Origin of the sequence: Exiguobacterium sp. UBA3968, from assembly GCF_002385115.1 — a bacterium.
Taxonomy (GTDB): Bacteria; Bacillota; Bacilli; order Exiguobacteriales; family Exiguobacteriaceae; genus Exiguobacterium_A.
The window spans coordinates 752,063-769,672 of record NZ_DGCW01000005.1; the positions used below are offsets into that span (position 1 = coordinate 752,063).

Below are 17,610 nucleotides of genomic sequence, written 5' to 3' on the forward strand. Positions count from 1 at the left end.
GACTGACGTTTAAAATAGTTTATACCAATACAATGTCAGGTCAATATGTGGATTGGCGAATTGTTTTAAACTATCGACACCGCCGAGCACGAAACCTTCTCGTTCGTAAAAACGGCAAGCAATCAAGTTATCGTCCTGTGCTTCGAGTGACAGACCACTCAACTCACGTTGCTGTGCCCATTTTGACGCAGCGGCAAGCAATTGGTGTCCGACACCTAGTTTACGAAACGCTTGTTTGACCGCGATGTTTTCGATGTAGGCGAAACGGTTCCAGTCACGAACAAGACGAATCTGTCCGACACAAGAAGTGCCGGAAAAGGCGAGGAGGACGATTCGATTCTCGTTTTCGATATACGTCGCCCAATCGAGTCGATCGTCAGGGAAACGGGTTTCAGTAGCGGTTTCATAGAGTTCTTCCGTATAAGACCATGCGGTACCAGAAAACTGCGGAACGATGCGTCCGATGATCGGGAATGAATCGTTGGCATGATTGACGAATGGAATGCTCTCGAACGATAGCGGTTGAATCGTCAGATTTTCAGTCTCTTTCATCGTCATCCTCCTTCTGTCTATAGAGATCTACTTCACTCTATTCATCATCTCCTACAGACTGAGCATTGTCACGAGGAGAAATGCGAGAACAGGTCAATTTTCGAATGAACCAGGTTTTAATTTTTCTAAAAAAGGAATTGCTTCAACAGGAACGAATACATAGTCAGAAGACGTTGAAACAGTACAGAAAGACAGCAGTAGAGGACGTGACGACATGAACATGGATACGGTCAATCAGTATCTCGATGCCTATGGATACGGCGTTATTTTTATTTTTTTATTTTTTGGCATCGTCGGGATTCCAGCACCGGAAGAATCCTTACTCGTCCTGATCGGCATCTTAAGTGGTCAAAACGAAGAACGTTTAATCTATTCGATCTTGACTGCGTATGCTGGGACGTTCGTCGGTATGCTGACGGCATATGGAGCGGGGCGCTTCTTCGGACCGACCGTCCTACGGTACGGTCGATTCCTCGGATTGACGAAGGAACGCTGGGAGCGGGTGTCAAATGGCTACATGGAACGAATCAATCGAACGATCATCGGCGGTCTTTACATTCCGGGTGTGCGGCAGATCAATCCGTATTTTGCGGGCATGAAGCGGATTTCGTTCGGTCGGTACTTTTTTGTGTCAGCAATCGGTTCCGCGCTGTGGGTCGTCCCCTTTGTCTTACTCGGTCACTTTGCAGGAAAGACATTTCATATCAAGCCGGAAGTCGTACCGTATTTCGGACTTGCCTTACTCGTATTGTTCCTGCTCGGAGTGCTCGTGAAATGGCTCAAGCGGAAGCGACTTGAGAAACGCGTCGTTTCAGGGAAAAACGAAGCGGGAAAAGAAGACTAAACGTTACTTCTTTTTTGAAGGATCGTCGGAACAGTTTGAAGGAGTGGACAAACGATGCAAAAAATAGTGATCTTTCCTTTTTTAAGGATGCGATCCGGTCATCATCTGGTTGCCGAAGCGATCGCCGAACGACTGCAAGGTCCAGGGGTTGAAGTCAAGGAAGTAGAATTGCTCAGTACGATCAGTCCATTTGCGGAATGGGTGACATCGAAGTTTTACCTGAACTGGATCCGACACTTCTCAAACGGCTATAGCCGTTTTTATCATCAGCATATTGCCGGGCGTTCGAGCAATGCCCGGTCGACAGGGTGGACGTCGCATTATTTCCAACAACAGATGTTACGGATCATCCGGACGGAACAACCGGACGTCATCATCTGTACACATGCGTTTCCCTCCTATCTCTTGAATCAATTAAAAGAACGAAACCTTTGTGACGTACCGGTCATCAATGCCTATACCGATTTATTCGTCAGCCGCGTCTGGGGAAAGACGCATATCGAGTATCATCTGTTGCCGAATCGTGAGGCAAGGCAAGAATTGCACGAGCATCATGCTGTACCCATTGAGCGCTTGTTCGTGACGGGTATCCCCGTCCATCCAGCAATCGCTGGCGGTTCCATTTTTCGCTCGACGCAGTCACGCAAACAAATTCTTGTCGCAGGCGGAAACGGTGGACTAGGTCAACTCGAGACCTTACTGACGCAGATCGAACAGTGTCCAGAAGCAGATTTCCATGTCTTATGTGGGAAGAACCAAACATTGTATAAACGACTAGCTTTGCGACGTCATCCACATATCCATCCGCTCACCTATATCGATTCACGGGATGAGATGAATCAGCTGTATGAACGAATGGATGCGATTGTTACGAAACCGGGTGGCGTGACGGTCAGTGAAGCATTTGAAAAACGTGTACCGCTGTTCATTCAACACGTCCTACCGGGACAAGAAGAGATCAATCGTACGTATTTGATGGAGAAAGGACTTGCGTTCGCATTTCATCAAACGGATACACTCACGGACGTCATCCGTCGGACGCTTGAGAACCCAGACGTCATGCATGCTTGGCAACAAGCAGTCACGCAATATCAAAATGATCGCGTCATGGCCGATCAGCGGTTCTTCGCGGAACGGATTGCGGGTTGCCTGCAAGACCGTCGCCGAAAAGTAAATGAATAAAAGGGAGTTAGTTTCTATGCGTTCACGTCTTATCACAGCAGGAATTCTCGCGACACTCGCCTATACGGTCGTCCCGTACGTGGCGTCACGCGTCTTTGGATGGCGCGTGACAAAATCACTGAACTCACGATACGTCGCTTTGACGTTCGATGATGGTCCAGATCCCGTCTATACGGCAGAACTGCTCGATCTCTTAAAACAAGAAGGCATTCAGGCGACGTTTTTTGTCGTTGGTCATAAAGCAGAAGCACATCCGGACCTCATTCGCCGGATACACGACGAAGGGCATCAACTCGGTATCCACAATTACGTCCATCGACCGAACTGGTCGATGCGACCGTCGACGGTCCGGGCAGGAATCGAGCGGACGGCTATGATCATTGAACGGATCACCGGTGAACGTCCGACGGTCTATCGTCCACCGTGGGGTGCACTCAATGCCGGAGATGTCCTCTGTCCAACCGCTTACAAGATGATTCTCTGGTCGAAGATGGCGGAAGACTGGAAGGTAGAAGGCGGGACAGTAAAAATCAAGAGGCTACTATCGAATGTGTCAGAAGGAGATATCATCTTGCTCCACGATAACGGGGATACGTTCGGCGCGGACCCACAAGCACCCGTGCAGACGATTGAAGCGCTTCGTGAACTCTTGCCGAACTGGAAAGCACGCGGCTTACAGTTTCGTCGCATTGATCAAACGTAAAAAAAGAGGAGCTATCCGGTGCCGGATAGCTCCTCTTTTGCATGGATTATGCTTCGCGTGACAAGTCCTCATCTTCTTGACTATGATGGAGAATCAAGCGCCGCACGACGAACGAGCGTAAGAATAGGATGAAGGTGATGACCGGAAGTAATAACCACCAAGATTGCGTCAAAAATAAGTCGTCGAACGTCGTGATCATGACGAAATGACGACCAATGTAAAGCCACATGAAAAAGGAACTGACGAATAGAATTGCTTCCGCCGTTGTCATGAACTCAAACTCATTTTTCATTGAACCACTCCTTATGGATGGATTTGGTTTATTTTACACTATCCACCATATCACAAGACCGATACCAATGCCCCAACAACCTAATACGAACGCTAGACCATAACGTCGGAGCAATGGAAAGGAACGAGTTCCTTGTTGTTCAAGTCGTCGTTGTGCTTGTATCAAGATCTCTTTAGGAATCGAACGGATGATGAAGTAGATACCGAGTGGAACGAGTAAGAGATCGTCGAGAAGACCGATGACGGGCAAAAAATCTGGTATCAAGTCGATCGGACTGACAGTATAGGCGATTAAGGCGATGATTCCCCATTTGATATGACGAGGTAAACGAGGATGTTCGATTGCATAAGAGAGGACTGATAATTGTTGCTTCATCCGTCTAGCGATCTGTTTCATTCGCTCTAACATAGGCGAGTACTCCTTTCTTATGAGCGAACCGGTTCCCGTTCGTTTGTCGTGACGGCTGCCTCTTCATCCGCTTCATACAGAATGACACGATTTCGTCCTTGTTCCTTTGAGGCATATAATGCGTCGTCCGCAAGAATATTCATTCGTTGAATGGCGATATGTTTCCCGTGAGCGATCCCGACGGATGCCGTGATGGCAATCGACGGGGATCCGTCGAGCTGAAAGTGTGTGTTCGCGATCCGTTCTCGAATCCGGTTAGCGACTTTCGTGACTTTTGGAGGCGTGAGATCATAGATGAGGACCATGAATTCTTCGCCGCCAATTCGAGCAGTGATATCATGCGGACGTGTCTCTTCCTGCAAGATCCGTGCAAACTGTTGCAAGACGAGATCACCGTTCGCATGACCGTACGTATCGTTGACATGCTTGAAATGATCGATATCGAGCGCGAGCACATTGTAGACGCGTCCTTCTGCTTCAAGCAATGTCGTCCGTTCGTCCCAGACACGCCGATTGTACAGTCCTGTCAAGTGATCGAGTTCTGCTGATTGTTTATAACGCTGGACCTGTTCGTTGAGCAACTGAAAGTCGATCGTCAAGAGACTCGATAACAGTCCAACCGCAAGTCCGATCGTCCACGTTGAAGCAAGTAAACGAAGAGCGGCGTCACTGAAGCCGAGATTGATCGAGACAGCGATCGAGATCATGAACAATGACCAGACGTTCATGATCAGGTTTTGCAAGAGCGGTCGATGGAGTAACCGCTTATGAATGAAGTACATCCCGGTGCTGATGCCGAGGACTGCTAGAAAGGCGACGATTGATTGTGGGGTCCAGCCGAAGTAAAATCGAGAACAACCGATGATCAGCGTCGCGATGATGAGAGGCGAGCGAACGCCATAAAAAGCGAGCAGGACGAGCGGTAAATGACGTAAGTCCATCCGTAACGATTCATTGACTGCAATTCCTTTAAACATCAATAGCACACCGAGTAGTCCGGTCGCAAGACCAACGATGAGGGACTTCATTCTGCTCGATGCGAGGCGTTGACTATAGATGATTTTAGCGATTAAATAAAAGCCGGTGAAGGCGATACAGGCATTCAATAACAACTCGGCAATGAACATGAGTTCCACATCCTTGAGTATGATACTTTCACGATAGCAGTTTGATAAGGGATGTCAACGAGAGAGACTCAAAATTTTAAAGATTCAGGAAAAGTCTTGCTCGATTGAAAGTATTTGGTAAAATAAGAGAGCTTCAGGAAAAGGGAGGGATGAAGTGAAATTAAAACGTCTTATGATTGAGGCACGGAAACTTGACGGACGTCCGCACTATTCGTGGGATGGATATGTCCTAAAGCAGACAAAAGACTATCTACTCGTCGCGAATATTCCAGGGCGGACGCTTCATCATCATCGTCGCGCAACCGTTTATACATACGACAACTATAGTCTCGAATTCTATCCGTTTGAAGCTGATTTCACGGTTGGTCTCGATATAGAACGGACGGGAGAGATGAGCTATTACTGCAATATCTGTCTTCCGTCAGTCCTTCAAGATGAAACATTATCGTTCATCGATCTGGATCTTGATCTCGTCTATCGAAACGGAGTGTGGCAAGTCGTCGACGAGGACGAATTTATGGAGAACCAACGGCTCTATCACTATCCGGTCGAATTGATTGAACGAACCCGTGCGTCATTGCTGAACCTTCAAGAACGGATCGCGCAGCAACAGTTTCCGTTTGACGGCTATTTAGATGCTTTCATCCCGACCGTCATGAACATGAATGATGGAAAGGATACCCAATAAAAAAACCACGATATCACGCATTTAGTCTGTTCGCTTTTTGTCGCAAGACGTTTGAGTCGGTCTATACGTTGACTCTCTTGATCCTACCATTAAAGCTAGGGGTCCTCCTGTATGTCTCGTCTTAGTAGAGTAATCCGATGTAGTTTAATGAAACATCCTGTAGTGAGATTAACGTCGTCTACTTAATAATATGGAAGTCGCTGAACGTTCGTTTGTGATCCAAGCGTACTTTAAACAACGAACAAACGGCTTGAGTCCGGTAAAGTACCGAATTCAAGCCGTTTTAAGAGACATTCGTTCATCTGTTAACGATTCATTCATGAAGTAACAATATGTTTCTTCATCATGTATTGCATGCAATTAAAAAAGGCACTGATGGCTAGTGGGATGATGACGATACTTATTCCTACAAGCACTAATCCAGGAGCATCATCTAACTGACCTATATAAAAGAATACGGGAAGAATAGAAATCGCTAAAACAGCAATCACGAGGAATGCCTTTTTAATGCTATTCGACGATGAAGAAATACGAATAGACGCGTCCTGACTTTTTGTAAAGGCGCTTAAAATACGGAAACCGTGAAAAATAGAAGCCAATAGCGGTATAAGAGCAATATAAGCAACGATCAATACGACATATCCTGGTTTTTCAAAAATGATTGAACTCTTGATTCCGTTCAGCAATGTAGGGATTGCATAGCCCGCTAAACCCAGTAGACCAAGAGATAGTACAAATAGGCATGACTTTAGTAAAAAAACACTTAACTTTGGGGGATTCATGGTAGCAATCCTTCTTTCCATATGACTTTTCATTTAATGATCCATGTAAAGTGTATGATGAAATACGAACTATTACGTAAGCCTTTAGACTGATTTTGTAACGATTAATATAAAGCTAACCGCATTACCGCGTTCTTTAGATATCAATATGTTTAAGTGTCATTGTGATAAAAAATAAAAAATGTAAAAGAGAAGTAAAGGGAGGTATGATGAATGAAAACGATTCGTTGTCACCGTGCATTTGGAGTCTATGGCTTATTAATGAAAGAGGATGCCTTACTCGTCATCGATAAAAATGGTGGACCGTATATCAATCGCTATGATTTACCAGGGGGTAGCCTAGAAGAAGGGGAGACGCTCGCTACGGCGATGCGCCGTGAGTTTACGGAAGAGACAGGGCTTGAGGTAGCACTCGAACGACAGATCGGCGTCGCTGACTTCAAGCTCCCGTGGGACTGGCGAGAGTTCGATGAAGTCCATCATATCGCCGTCTTTTATCTCGTTCGACAGACCGGTGGAACGCTTGGCATTCCCGAGCAATTCGTCGGACAAGACTCACTCGGTGCGCGTTGGGTCAAGGCGAGTGACGTTTCAATCGACAATGCGTCACCGCTCGTACTTGAAGCATTCCGCTGGATTGAGGAACAACAACTCGATCTTGAGGCACGACACTTTTCGAATTGGGATGTCTTAAAATGAATCGAAGCGCTCTTCGCATGCGGAGAGCGCTTTTTCATGTTCAATTGGCTAGCGCAGCGTCGAGTCGTCGTTTTTGATGCCGGTGATGCGCGAGATGGTACGAGACGAGGGCATACCACTCGGCAGCGTTCAACCAGCCCATCCCACCGTGTTGCGTCTTTTGATCAACGGGTGTCGCCTGAGCAATCGTTGCGAGCGTTACGTGACGATCAATCAGTTGCAACCAACGTTCAACCTGATCCGTCTCATCCGGTGGGGCGTTCATCGCATCCGGTAACCGGATCGGTGTCGCCGGAAATGCACCGACAGCAAATAACTGTTCACCGAACGGTGACTTCCCGGACGTGGTCACGGATGCGAACTGGCACGACTCGACTTCATCCAAATACTCATGACTGACGACGATCAAATGATCATACATTTGACTAATCGACCACGTGTCATGGTCGAGATGATGAATCAACGCCTCCGGCTGATAGCGATCAAGTTCTTGTAGATAATAGGTGAATAGTTCGTTCATCCTGTCACTCCTTTCAAAAATATCTTCTTCACTCTTTTCGAACAATCCACGACTTCTTCCTGTCATATTTCCTAGAAAGGAGGAATCACCATGCAAGCTCCATATCTTCCGGTTCCCCATACGCTCTTACGGAGCGGGACGGCATTCGCGTCCGTCCATGAAAAAATGATCTACCTGATCCTTGAAAGCTTCAGTGGTCAAGATGGTCAAGCATTTCCGTCCTATCAGACGATTGCCGATGCTGTTCCGTGCAGTAAATCGACAGTCAAGTCGTGTATCCAGTCCTTGATCGCAAGTGGTCGGATCGAGAAAGTCGAACGGTTCACGAAACACGGAGGACAGACCTCGAATGCTTATCGTGTCCTGCCCCATGTCGATACGCCATCCCCGGCGAGTCACGAGACGACTGCCCCCGAGACTTCTGCTGACTCCGAAGAAGAAGTCTTGAAGAAGACATCTTTAAAAAAGGAACTGGTGCAGCAGTATGAGTCGAATCTTGGAAAGGCGACACCACGAATCGAACAAGAGTTGCTGTTGCTTGCGAACGAACATCCAATCGAGCGAATCCAGTACGCAATTGAAGAAGCGGGACGAGCGAACAGTCGTCATTTCGGTTACATCGAACAGGTCGTTAAGCGTCTTGCAACCGGATCCGCGTCAGAACGTCCGAAACAAGTAACCAAACGTTCGAGAAGGAATAATTCATTATTTCAATTACCGAATTGGGTAGAACGTGAAAAAGAAGCACAACGCGCTTACGAGGCAAAACAACAGGAACGACAAGTCATTCCTGACGATGACGAGATTGCTGCTTTATTACATACATTGACCAGGGAGGGAGCCTGATGCAACTAGAAGAATTATTGCGACGCGCGAATCAAAAACTAACCGTTCCCGGCATGCATCCGTCGGTCGTCCGGATTGCCCGTGACGTGATTCAAGAGCTTTATCCGCATGGAATCAAACTCGGTATAGCCCAAAGTTTTCGGAGCATTGCGGAACAGAACGCGTTATACGCAAAAGGACGGACGACCCAAGGACCGATCGTGACGCAAGCCCGTGGTGGACAATCAAACCATAATTTTGGTGTTGCAATTGACGTCTTCCTTTACGAAGATGGTGCACTATTTCTTTCTCCACCGGACGCGCGACTTCGTCGAATCGTTGCGGCAATGAAACGGCGAGGAATGGACTGGGGAGGCGACTGGTCCCGTTTTCCCGATTATCCACATTTTGAATTGTACGATCATGTCAGTCTTGCGCGGCATCACGTGCCAAAACCAGGACACTATCTACGCGAACGAATTCAAGCACCGGAACTCGTCCGAGCGATTGAGAAGCGATTGGGTCTGATGGTGACAGGAATCTTTGATATACGTTTGACGCGAGCCATCCAAGCGTTCCAGCAGACATCTCGACTTGTGGTTGACGGGATTGTTGGACCGCAAACATGGCGTCGTCTCTTTCCGGTGTCACCATGATTCGTTTTCAAGCATGGCTCCGCCTCATGATACCGCTCTATGTCTTTCTAGAGTTATTCTTGCCGACGCTCGGATTTACCGCTTTACCGGTGTCATCGAATGACGTCGAACGATTCGTGACCGGTCTGGTTGGGGTAATCGGTTTGTTCGTCGCTTGGTGGAAGAATAACGACGTGACCGAGCGGGCATTAAGACGACGTCAGTCGCAAGAACAGCTGGAAAACACATCCTTAACCGATTGAACGGTCGGGAAGCGTTTGGATTGTGTCAGCAACGGGCATTATTTCATACAAATGACTAATTGTTTGACTTCAAGATACTGATAGAAGAAATTGACTTTAGTCAAGTAGATAGAGAAAGAAAGGTCGGTCTTCTTGTGAAATGGTCAACGTTGCAACGGTATTTGTTTTTGGCACTCTGTGCGCTTTTATTTACAAGTGTTTGGAGCTATCAAGCTTTCCTAAAAATCGAACGAGAAAACGCCCGTATCTTAAAAGAAGCTATTCCGATCTCAACGGAAGCAGCAGAACTGTTTCCAGCGTTGTTGAATCTAGAACTCAGTGTCCGGAGTTACATCCTTTCACCGAACAAAACGGATCTAGCACAGTATGAACGGACGATTAATCAGCTGGATCAAACGATCGCGCGGCTGAACCGGCTCGATGCGAATCATCCCATCATGCGAAAACTCGTTCGGACGGAGGCAATTCCCCGTATCGAGACGGCGACGCAGTTTTACGACACGCAATTTGAACTCGTCAAGGACGGTGACAGAGCTTCAGCAGAGGCAAGACGATATCAAGGAATGCAGTTCATCGAAACGTTCCGACCGATTGATGCCCGTTTGCGAACAGACGTCAACCGAATCATTGCGGAAGCAACACAACGCTCCGAGCAAGCATCGAGTGCTGCGAAATGGGTTATCGTTGTCGTCGCGAGCATCGCTGTTCTTGTTTTGATTGCCTTCATCCAGACGTTTCGAATGGAACGCAGCAAACAAGTCTTGATTCATCGTTCCTTGCATGATGCATTGACCGGCATCCCGAATCGGCGAGCGTTCGATGAACGATTGGAGAAGCTTCTCGAAGAAGCCAAACAAGAGCGGACACCGCTCTCCCTCATTCTGATTGATGTCGATGCTTTCAAGTCCTACAATGACACGTATGGTCACTTAAAAGGGGATGAATGTTTGAAGGAAGTGGCTCGCGTCTTAAAACGGCAGGCTCGGCATGGACAAGTCGCACGATACGGAGGAGAGGAGTTCACGGTTTTACTGACGCGTGGCATAGAAGAAACCCGTCATATCGCAGAACGGATTCGACAGGACATTCTTGATTTGAACATCACACACGAGCAGTACGAACCCCTTTGCCGGGTCAGCGTCAGTCTTGGCTTGACGTCACTTGTACCCGAAGCACAGACGACAGAGAAGGAAATCATCGACCAAGCCGATCAAGCACTATATCGAGCGAAAGAGAACGGACGGAATCAGATTGGGGACTTGGCAGGGTGAATACGATAAAATCCCCCGCGTGAGTGTTTGCTTCTCACACGGGGGATTTTTCATTGTAAGATGACGCAATACGATCGATCGGAAATGAGAGGCGCCGATATGACATAAACCGTCCTGACAGGTTCACCACCGACACGCGCATTAAGTTGTGTGAGCTGGGAACGAATCTTACGGCTTAAGCCATATCGTAATTCAGTACTGAGCTCATCAACATTTTCCTGTACGTGCAAGAGAAGTTGAAACGGTTCAAGCGAAAAGATTGAAAAATCACAGGAAATCCGTGGATCCTCGAATTTTTCATTCAATTCCTTCTTAATGTAATAGGCTTCTTGTGCACTAATCAACTTTTCTCACCTCACTCTCCTGATAAATCAACTCTTTCACTACTATAGTCTATATTACCCATTTTTCTGGCAACTAATCGTCTGATTTTGAAAAAAAGTCAATCCGAATTTTGAAATCATTCAAAATCTATTTTCAAGAAATCCTCTTAAACTCCGCCAAAAAAAGCCAAGCTTCAATGAGCAAGGCGGAAGGAGAGAAAAATTCAAGATATCGAAGACTGGACATGGCATTTCTTTAAATATTGTTCCATAGCTTGGACGAAGAAGGTCAGTTGATGAGTGGAGATGACGGGTACCTTTCCGTACCGCACTTCAAAATAAAGCGGATCAACAGGTGACGGAAAAGCGATTCGCTCGAACCATTCCGTCACGGTCTCATGTGTCCTGCGCTGTAACGAAAGCGGAAGTTGCTCATTAAAACGAACGAGTTGTTTTCGAATCGAGTCAGCAGGTAGGTCTTTTGTCTCGTAAACGAAAATCGGGAAGCGTGGTGGAAGTACATGACCCGATGCATCAAGTCGCGGACGACGCAACCACTGGAGATAGTGCCATAAAAACCAGCTACAAAACAGGAGAACGAGACATAAGATGAGAAGATAAGGAGGTGTCGTCACCGAAGAGTCAAAACCGGTCCGGAACCAAGGAGTAGGTGGATCGGCTTCACTAATCGTGACAGTACTTCCGTCTCCGCCGTATGAGGTTCCTTCCTCGACTGCACTAAACATCGATGCTTTCGGACCACAGCGATCAATGCAGTATGTATTTGTTGCTGGATCGATTCGTCCAAGCAGTGATGTATAGAATGACGGGACGAATTGTTGGATGGCAAGCAGTAGAAGACAGACGATTGGAATAAGAAGCAACAGACGAGTGCGGAGCGTTTGCACGATAGGGACACCTCCTTTGACGAGTACGTTTAACAGACGTTCGCTACACAGTATAGCAAAAGTGGAGATGGAATATTTTGATTTTTTCAAAAAATAGTCATTGATTTAGAAAGGAATGAATAGTATGGATTTACGATCGAGTTACCAAAAAGCGACAAAACGATTGGATGGACACGGAAGTCGAACCATCGGAGTATTACAAGAAGCGTTGCAAACCGTTTCTGCCGATCAACCAAGCGATATGTATGGAAACGGCGAATTGATTAAAACGTTCGAACGTAAGATAGCAGACTTACTCGGGCACGACGATGCGATCTTTTTTCCGAGCGGTACGATGGCGCAACAAATTGCGTTACGGATCTGGTCTGATGAACAGAATAATCGTAAGGTTGCCTACCATCCCCTTTGTCACCTCGAGATTCATGAGCAGGATGGGTTGAAGGAATTACACGGGATTAAACCAGTACTAGTCGGAGAAGTCGATCGCTTAATGACGATAGACGACGTCAAAGCCTTGCCGGAGGTCAGTTGCTTGTTACTCGAACTGCCACAACGCGAACTCGGCGGACTGCTTCCGTCGCGTGAGGAACTTGAAATCATTTGCGCATATGCACGGGAACAAGGAATCCGTCTGCACTTGGATGGGGCACGCCTACTTGAAATCTTACCGTACTATGAGGCATCGGCAAAAGAAATCGCAGAGTTATTTGACAGTGTCTATATCTCTTTTTATAAAGGTCTTGGCGGCGTCGCAGGAGCGATCTTAGCCGGACCGGAAGCATTTTGTCGCGAGGCTCGCATCTGGAAACGTCGCTATGGCGGTGATTTGATTAGTCTCTATCCGTATATTCTATCCGCGGATCATTATTATGAACAACGAAAAGACCGGATGGCGGAGTACTATGTAGCCGCAAAAGCACTAGCGAGCAGCTTGAATGCGATACCAGGCATCTCGACTCGTCCCCTTGAGCCGGTCTCAAACATGTTTCATCTTTACTTTGAGGCAGATAAAGCAGTCGTCGAGGAAAAATTGATTGAAATCCAGTTGCACGGAAAAGTTGGTATCGCCGGCTATCTTGTCAAGAAAGAAAAAGGCTGCGCAACGGAAATCAATATCGGCGATAGTTTTCTTGCATTGACGACTGACGAACGCGAAAGCGTCTTTCGTCAATTGACGGAGGCGTTCTCAGAGGATTGAATGACATCAGGAGCGGGAATCGTAGGATGGAGGCGACGATAGGTGTCGACTTTTTCTGCGATCATTCGCTCCGTTTCTTGTAATGCTGCCAGTTGAGCTAAGACGTTTGCATGGTGTGCTTCAAGCAACGCAAGGCGTTCGCGGGTCGTATCCTGCTCGCCGTGAGCAAGAAAAAGTGACACATACGTACGGATTTGCTCGATCGGCATATGCGTTTCACGTAAGCGGAGGACAAATCGAAGCCACGTCACGTCTTGGTCGTCATAACGTCGTTGACCATTCTGGCGCTTCGGAAACAGTAATCTTTCTTTCTCATAATAGCGAATCGTATGGGCACTCGTAATCGTCAGTCGACTGATTTCAGAAATCGTATACATGAATCTCACCTTTCTACTTGACTTAGAGTTCACTCTAAGGATTAGACTCTGACTATACCAAATCGAAAAGGGGATATGCTAGATGAAGTACACAGTCATTACAGGAGCAAGTTCAGGAATTGGGTATGAGACGGCAAAACTACTCGCAGGAAAAGGAAAGTCACTCGTCCTCGTCGCGCGCCGGACGTCTGAACTCGAAAAACTTCGGGATGAAGTCAAACAGATTTCACCAGACAGTGATGTCATCCTCAAGTCGATCGACCTTTCTGATAACCAAAACGTTCATGATCTTTATGAAGGCTTAAATGAACTTGAAATTGAAACATGGATCAATAATGCTGGGTTTGGTGATTTTGATCTCGTCCAGGACATCGATCTCGGGAAAATCGAAAAGATGCTCCGCTTGAACATCGAGGCACTGACGATCTTGTCGAGTCTGTTCGTCCGCGACCATCATGATGTCGAAGGAACGACGCTCGTCAATATCTCGTCAGCTGGCGGCTACCGGATTGTACCGAATGCCGTCACGTACTGCGCGACGAAGTTCTATGTCAGTGCCTATACGGAAGGACTCGCGCAAGAACTGCAAAAAGGCGGCGCAAAACTCCGGGCGAAAGTGCTCGCACCAGCTGCGACCGAGACAGAGTTCGCCGATCGTTCGCGCGGGGAAGTAGGGTTCGACTACAGCAAGAACGTTAAGAAATATCATACGGCGGCTGAAATGGCAGGCTTCCTGCATCAGTTAATCGAAAGTGACGCAATCGTCGGCATCGTTGACGGCGAAACGTATGAATTTGAATTGCGTGGTCCATTGTTCAATTACGCAGGATGAAATTATGTAGGACAAACATATTTATATGTTGAGAACGGTCTAAGGGGGAATTTACAAAGTCTTAGACCGTTTTTGTGTATTATATAATTTTTTTAGTTTGTGATAATATAAATGTATTCACTTTTTTATATCTAATCTATATATAAAAATAAATTATAAGTAAGGTGATTTTTATTATTAATCATGTTTTGGAATATAACTGTGAGTATCCTGGGCTCTTTAATAAAATTATTATTTCTTCTGATATATTGCTAGTTGATAATAGTCTTATATTATTAAAAGATAGTGAAAATAATTATTTTATAGGAATAACTAGTACTTATTCTTCTGAAGAAAAACAGTCTTATTCTATTAAAGTTGTGTCTAAAATTATTGAGAAAACTGAACGTTATAATCCTGAAAGTGTTCTTGAAAATTCTAAGGATACTGGTAAGTCAATTGAACTCTATGTAGAATCTTTAGATGATTATTTAAAAATAATTGGTAACTACTCTAATGAACAATTGCTCTTTAGAGGACAATCTAATTCTGATTGGGGTATTGTATCAAGCTTATTTAGAGGACAAGCTGTTGATAATGATAAAGAACACAACCTATATATAGAAATGAACCAATCAAACTTTGAGGAATTTGAAACTCCTAGCTTTGTTAAAAAAATATGTAATATGCAACATTTAGGAATACCTACTCGTTTAGTTGATTGGACTGAAAATAAATTACTGTCTTTATTTTTTGCATGCGTTAGTAAAGAAAATGAAGAAAATGACGGGGCTATTTTTATAGTAATAAATAATAAAAAGATTGAAGTTATTGATGAAACGAAAGCAGAATTTGAAGACTTCTTAAAATACAGATTTTCTAACGATAAGACTCTGCCTGAAAGTGTTGGGAGATTCCTTTTGACATTAATGAAGAATGGAAAGCAATACTACTTCTTTAAAACTAGATATTACAATGATCGTATTAGAATTCAAAAAGGATTATTTTCTATTTACTTTGAAGTTCTTACGGACGAAGCTGATAGTATTTTAAAGAATCAACTCAGAGAAATATTAAAAAAATTTCAAGAAGAAAACTCTGAAATTTTAAATATCAACATTAATGAAATAATTAAGAAAATTCGCGCTCCTTTAACTGATGATTTAATTCAAGATATTTCTTCTATTATTGCCACATCTAGTTCTGATGATATAACTCCATATAAATATGAGGAACTTGAAAGACAATTGTATACTCTTCAAGTTATAAATGAATTTGCTCAAGATATGAATCAGATTACTCAGATTGAGAATCATTTGAAATTAATTATACCCTCTATTTATAAAAAAAATTTTATTATAGAATTGGAGAATTTAGGTATTAATAGTAGCACTGTTTACCCTGACTTAGATGGAATGATCAAGTATTTAAACGAAAAATATACATAAAAATATGGAGGTAAAAATATGATTACATACCAACAAGCCAGAGTAAGAAATTTAAAAATGAAAATGATAAAATCTCACATTGAAGATGGTTTTGATTTATCTAATAAATTAACCGATGAAGATTTGAAAAGAATTTTCTACTTTAAAGCAAGTGACATAATAAATTTTAAAACTGAACTAATTGAAGATGGTTTTATAAAAGAAAGCATCCAAAGTGAATTACAGGATTATATTGAAAAACATAAAAGTATCGATGAATTAGATGATAAAGTTAAAGTGTTTAACGAAACATATTTGTTTATTAAAGGTTACTACTCATACCCAAAACGTATTTCAAAAGATGAATATTTTGCTAATTTTGATATTGTGTTAGGTTTAGTTGAAGAATTACATTGGTATTTTTTACCTATTTTTGAAGAACAATTCATTATTAATAGAGATTTAATTCCTGAGGAAAATCTAACTGATTTTTATAATCATTTTCATTCAATTGAAGACTTAAATAGATGGATAAAAAGTAGTCGGAAATGGAAAAGTACTCAAGGAGATTTAAATTTAAATTTTAATTTAGATTTTCGTGTTTATAGTAGTAGATGGGGACATGATGACGTCTATAAAGTTAAGAGGATTCCGTCAGGGTGGGAATTTTCTCATTTATCTTATCAATCAATAAAGTGTTCACCTAACGCAACTGGAGTTGGAGATAAAGAAGACGAAAAAGGATCTGGCCTTTTTGGGATTTTCCGTCAAGACTCTATTGAGGTGGAAATAGATGGTGTGAAATACGCTTTTGAAGAACTATGGAAAACTGCAGATGAAACTGAAATGAGTACAAAGGAATTACAAATGAAATTAAATGATATTTCAGATTGGATTGGAAAAATTGAAAGAGCTGTAAAGGACGAGCAGCCTTCTTGGGTAGGCTATTATTAAACTAACGCTCGTTCATTCAATACAATTACATGCGATATTTCAGCAATGTGAGGGAATCACATTGCTTTTTTGATAGTGTTGAATTATCTAGGAAATGATAATGGAGTCATGAGAGTAGATAATCAGGACGATAAAAATGAAGCAATTTTGGAATAGATTCATCGATCAACATTATGCGAAACCACGGGGAATCATTGGAGCGTCAATTGGTGAGATCATGGTCCGGCAACATCATGAAGAAATGAAATGGACGATCGACATACTTAACGTTCAGGCAGGAGAAACTTTTCTAGAACTCGGTACAGGTGCGGGACATGGCATTGCCTATTTGCTTTCGCAAACAGATACGAAGCACGTTACAGGTCTCGATCTGTCAAAGACAATGGTTCGTTCTGCGACGCTTCGTAATCGACAAGCCATTCAAACAAACCGAGCGACGATTCAGCGAGCCAATCTGATTCACTTGAAGTTAGTGCATGAGACGGTCGAAGGTATTTATAGTATTCGTACGATCTATTTTTGGGAATCCGTCGATCGAACGCTTCAAGAAATGTATCGAGCCTTACGACCAGGCGGACGATTCGTTTTAACATACTGTGATGGAAAAGCAGGGGAAGAGGGGGAAGAACTACATGAGCGGATCGAACGGGAATTCATCCCGCTTGCAAACAAAATGGGATTCGAATCAGTCATTTTGAAACGTGGACCAGTCATTTGTTCGTTTCATACGGTAGCGCTTGTGAGATATAAAGGATGAGCCCGTTGACCAAAGAACAGTGGCACGTTATAATTCAAATAGACGTTTGAATGAAAGGTAAAAG

23 protein-coding genes are annotated in these 17,610 nt (G+C 44.3%); 14 read left to right on the forward strand and 9 right to left on the reverse strand.

All coding sequences use genetic code 11. From position 1 onward, the window contains the following. Positions 1-9: 9 nt before the first annotated feature. A complete protein-coding gene (locus B3S86_RS05560) occupies positions 10-552 on the reverse strand; it encodes a GNAT family N-acetyltransferase (RefSeq protein WP_290750098.1) in 543 nt (180 codons plus the stop codon). Between the two features lie 214 nt (positions 553-766). Between B3S86_RS05560 and B3S86_RS05565 the strand changes: the two genes are divergently transcribed. Genes B3S86_RS05565 through B3S86_RS05575 form a run of 3 tightly spaced genes read left to right on the forward strand, consistent with a single transcriptional unit; the run spans position 767 to position 3,281 of the window. Beyond that, a complete protein-coding gene (locus B3S86_RS05565; protein WP_035408181.1) occupies positions 767-1,396 on the forward strand; it encodes a DedA family protein in 630 nt (209 codons plus the stop codon). A 54-nt stretch (positions 1,397-1,450) separates the two neighbouring features. Beyond that, complete coding sequence (locus B3S86_RS05570) at positions 1,451-2,578, forward strand: MGDG synthase family glycosyltransferase (protein WP_290750102.1); 1,128 nt, start codon at positions 1,451-1,453, stop codon at positions 2,576-2,578. A gap of 16 nt (positions 2,579-2,594) precedes the next feature. Beyond that, a complete protein-coding gene (locus B3S86_RS05575) occupies positions 2,595-3,281 on the forward strand; it encodes a polysaccharide deacetylase family protein (RefSeq protein ID WP_290750106.1) in 687 nt (228 codons plus the stop codon). A gap of 46 nt (positions 3,282-3,327) precedes the next feature. On the opposite strand, the gene B3S86_RS05580 is transcribed toward B3S86_RS05575, so the two are convergent. Genes B3S86_RS05580 through B3S86_RS05590 form a run of 3 tightly spaced genes read right to left on the reverse strand, consistent with a single transcriptional unit; the run spans position 3,328 to position 5,108 of the window. Then, complete coding sequence (locus B3S86_RS05580) at positions 3,328-3,573, reverse strand: hypothetical protein (RefSeq protein WP_035408177.1); 246 nt, start codon at positions 3,571-3,573, stop codon at positions 3,328-3,330. A gap of 33 nt (positions 3,574-3,606) precedes the next feature. Continuing rightward, positions 3,607-3,981 (reverse strand): YkvA family protein, encoded by a 375-nt coding sequence (locus B3S86_RS05585; RefSeq protein WP_414651167.1) that lies wholly within the window; start codon positions 3,979-3,981, stop codon positions 3,607-3,609. Positions 3,982-3,998: 17 nt separating this feature from the next. Next, the gene (locus B3S86_RS05590; protein WP_290750111.1) at positions 3,999-5,108 is read right to left on the reverse strand and encodes a GGDEF domain-containing protein; all 1,110 of its coding nucleotides are present in this window, start codon (positions 5,106-5,108) and stop codon (positions 3,999-4,001) included. Between the two features lie 154 nt (positions 5,109-5,262). Here B3S86_RS05590 and B3S86_RS05595 point away from each other — a divergent pair, with 154 nt between their 5' ends. Next, entirely contained in the window at positions 5,263-5,796 is a 534-nt protein-coding gene (locus B3S86_RS05595) for a DUF402 domain-containing protein (RefSeq protein WP_056061160.1), read from the forward strand. A 317-nt stretch (positions 5,797-6,113) separates the two neighbouring features. Here the strand turns inward: B3S86_RS05595 and B3S86_RS05600 are convergent, their stop codons facing one another. Further along, positions 6,114-6,578 carry a DUF2975 domain-containing protein gene (locus B3S86_RS05600; protein ID WP_290750114.1) on the reverse strand — a complete coding sequence of 155 codons (465 nt, stop codon included), beginning with the start codon at positions 6,576-6,578 and terminating at the stop codon, positions 6,114-6,116. A gap of 213 nt (positions 6,579-6,791) precedes the next feature. Here B3S86_RS05600 and B3S86_RS05605 point away from each other — a divergent pair, with 213 nt between their 5' ends. After that, a complete protein-coding gene (locus tag B3S86_RS05605) occupies positions 6,792-7,277 on the forward strand; it encodes an NUDIX hydrolase (protein WP_290750117.1) in 486 nt (161 codons plus the stop codon). Between the two features lie 40 nt (positions 7,278-7,317). Here B3S86_RS05605 and B3S86_RS05610 read toward each other — a convergent pair whose 3' ends face one another. Further along, a complete protein-coding gene (locus B3S86_RS05610; protein ID WP_290750120.1) occupies positions 7,318-7,797 on the reverse strand; it encodes a DinB family protein in 480 nt (159 codons plus the stop codon). A 90-nt stretch (positions 7,798-7,887) separates the two neighbouring features. Between B3S86_RS05610 and B3S86_RS05615 the strand changes: the two genes are divergently transcribed. The 4 genes from B3S86_RS05615 (at position 7,888) to B3S86_RS05630 (ending at position 10,791) form a co-directional block, all read left to right on the forward strand. Next, on the forward strand, positions 7,888-8,643 hold the full coding sequence (locus tag B3S86_RS05615) for a helix-turn-helix domain-containing protein (RefSeq protein ID WP_290750123.1): 756 nt from the start codon (positions 7,888-7,890) through the stop codon (positions 8,641-8,643). Next, positions 8,643-9,278: a M15 family metallopeptidase gene (locus tag B3S86_RS05620; protein WP_290750126.1), complete on the forward strand. Its 636-nt coding sequence runs from the start codon at positions 8,643-8,645 to the stop codon at positions 9,276-9,278. The genes B3S86_RS05615 and B3S86_RS05620 overlap by 1 nt, the downstream gene beginning before the upstream one ends. Continuing rightward, entirely contained in the window at positions 9,275-9,520 is a 246-nt protein-coding gene (locus B3S86_RS05625; RefSeq protein WP_290750129.1) for a phage holin, read from the forward strand. The genes B3S86_RS05620 and B3S86_RS05625 overlap by 4 nt, the downstream gene beginning before the upstream one ends. Before the next feature lie 134 nt (positions 9,521-9,654). After that, positions 9,655-10,791, forward strand: coding sequence for a diguanylate cyclase (locus B3S86_RS05630; protein ID WP_290750134.1), 1,137 nt, complete (start codon positions 9,655-9,657; stop codon positions 10,789-10,791). Positions 10,792-10,841: 50 nt separating this feature from the next. Here the strand turns inward: B3S86_RS05630 and B3S86_RS05635 are convergent, their stop codons facing one another. Beyond that, on the reverse strand, positions 10,842-11,135 hold the full coding sequence (locus B3S86_RS05635) for a hypothetical protein (protein WP_290750137.1): 294 nt from the start codon (positions 11,133-11,135) through the stop codon (positions 10,842-10,844). Between the two features lie 203 nt (positions 11,136-11,338). Further along, positions 11,339-12,022 carry a hypothetical protein gene (locus tag B3S86_RS05640; RefSeq protein ID WP_290750139.1) on the reverse strand — a complete coding sequence of 228 codons (684 nt, stop codon included), beginning with the start codon at positions 12,020-12,022 and terminating at the stop codon, positions 11,339-11,341. A gap of 124 nt (positions 12,023-12,146) precedes the next feature. Between B3S86_RS05640 and B3S86_RS05645 the strand changes: the two genes are divergently transcribed. Then, the gene (locus B3S86_RS05645; protein ID WP_290750142.1) at positions 12,147-13,220 is read left to right on the forward strand and encodes a threonine aldolase family protein; all 1,074 of its coding nucleotides are present in this window, start codon (positions 12,147-12,149) and stop codon (positions 13,218-13,220) included. Here B3S86_RS05645 and B3S86_RS05650 read toward each other — a convergent pair. Then, entirely contained in the window at positions 13,190-13,597 is a 408-nt protein-coding gene (locus tag B3S86_RS05650; protein WP_290750145.1) for a MerR family transcriptional regulator, read from the reverse strand. The genes B3S86_RS05645 and B3S86_RS05650 overlap by 31 nt on opposite strands. Positions 13,598-13,679: 82 nt before the next feature. Between B3S86_RS05650 and B3S86_RS05655 the strand changes: the two genes are divergently transcribed. From B3S86_RS05655 to B3S86_RS05670, 4 genes are all read left to right on the forward strand, one after another. Next, the gene (locus B3S86_RS05655) at positions 13,680-14,429 is read left to right on the forward strand and encodes an SDR family NAD(P)-dependent oxidoreductase (RefSeq protein ID WP_290750148.1); all 750 of its coding nucleotides are present in this window, start codon (positions 13,680-13,682) and stop codon (positions 14,427-14,429) included. 164 nt (positions 14,430-14,593) lie between these two features. Further along, on the forward strand, positions 14,594-15,856 hold the full coding sequence (locus tag B3S86_RS05660) for an FRG domain-containing protein (RefSeq protein WP_290750151.1): 1,263 nt from the start codon (positions 14,594-14,596) through the stop codon (positions 15,854-15,856). Between the two features lie 18 nt (positions 15,857-15,874). Then, positions 15,875-16,789 (forward strand): hypothetical protein, encoded by a 915-nt coding sequence (locus B3S86_RS05665; protein WP_290750154.1) that lies wholly within the window; start codon positions 15,875-15,877, stop codon positions 16,787-16,789. 136 nt (positions 16,790-16,925) lie between these two features. Then, a complete protein-coding gene (locus B3S86_RS05670; RefSeq protein ID WP_290750157.1) occupies positions 16,926-17,546 on the forward strand; it encodes a class I SAM-dependent methyltransferase in 621 nt (206 codons plus the stop codon). The last annotated feature ends 64 nt before the right edge of the window (positions 17,547-17,610 follow it).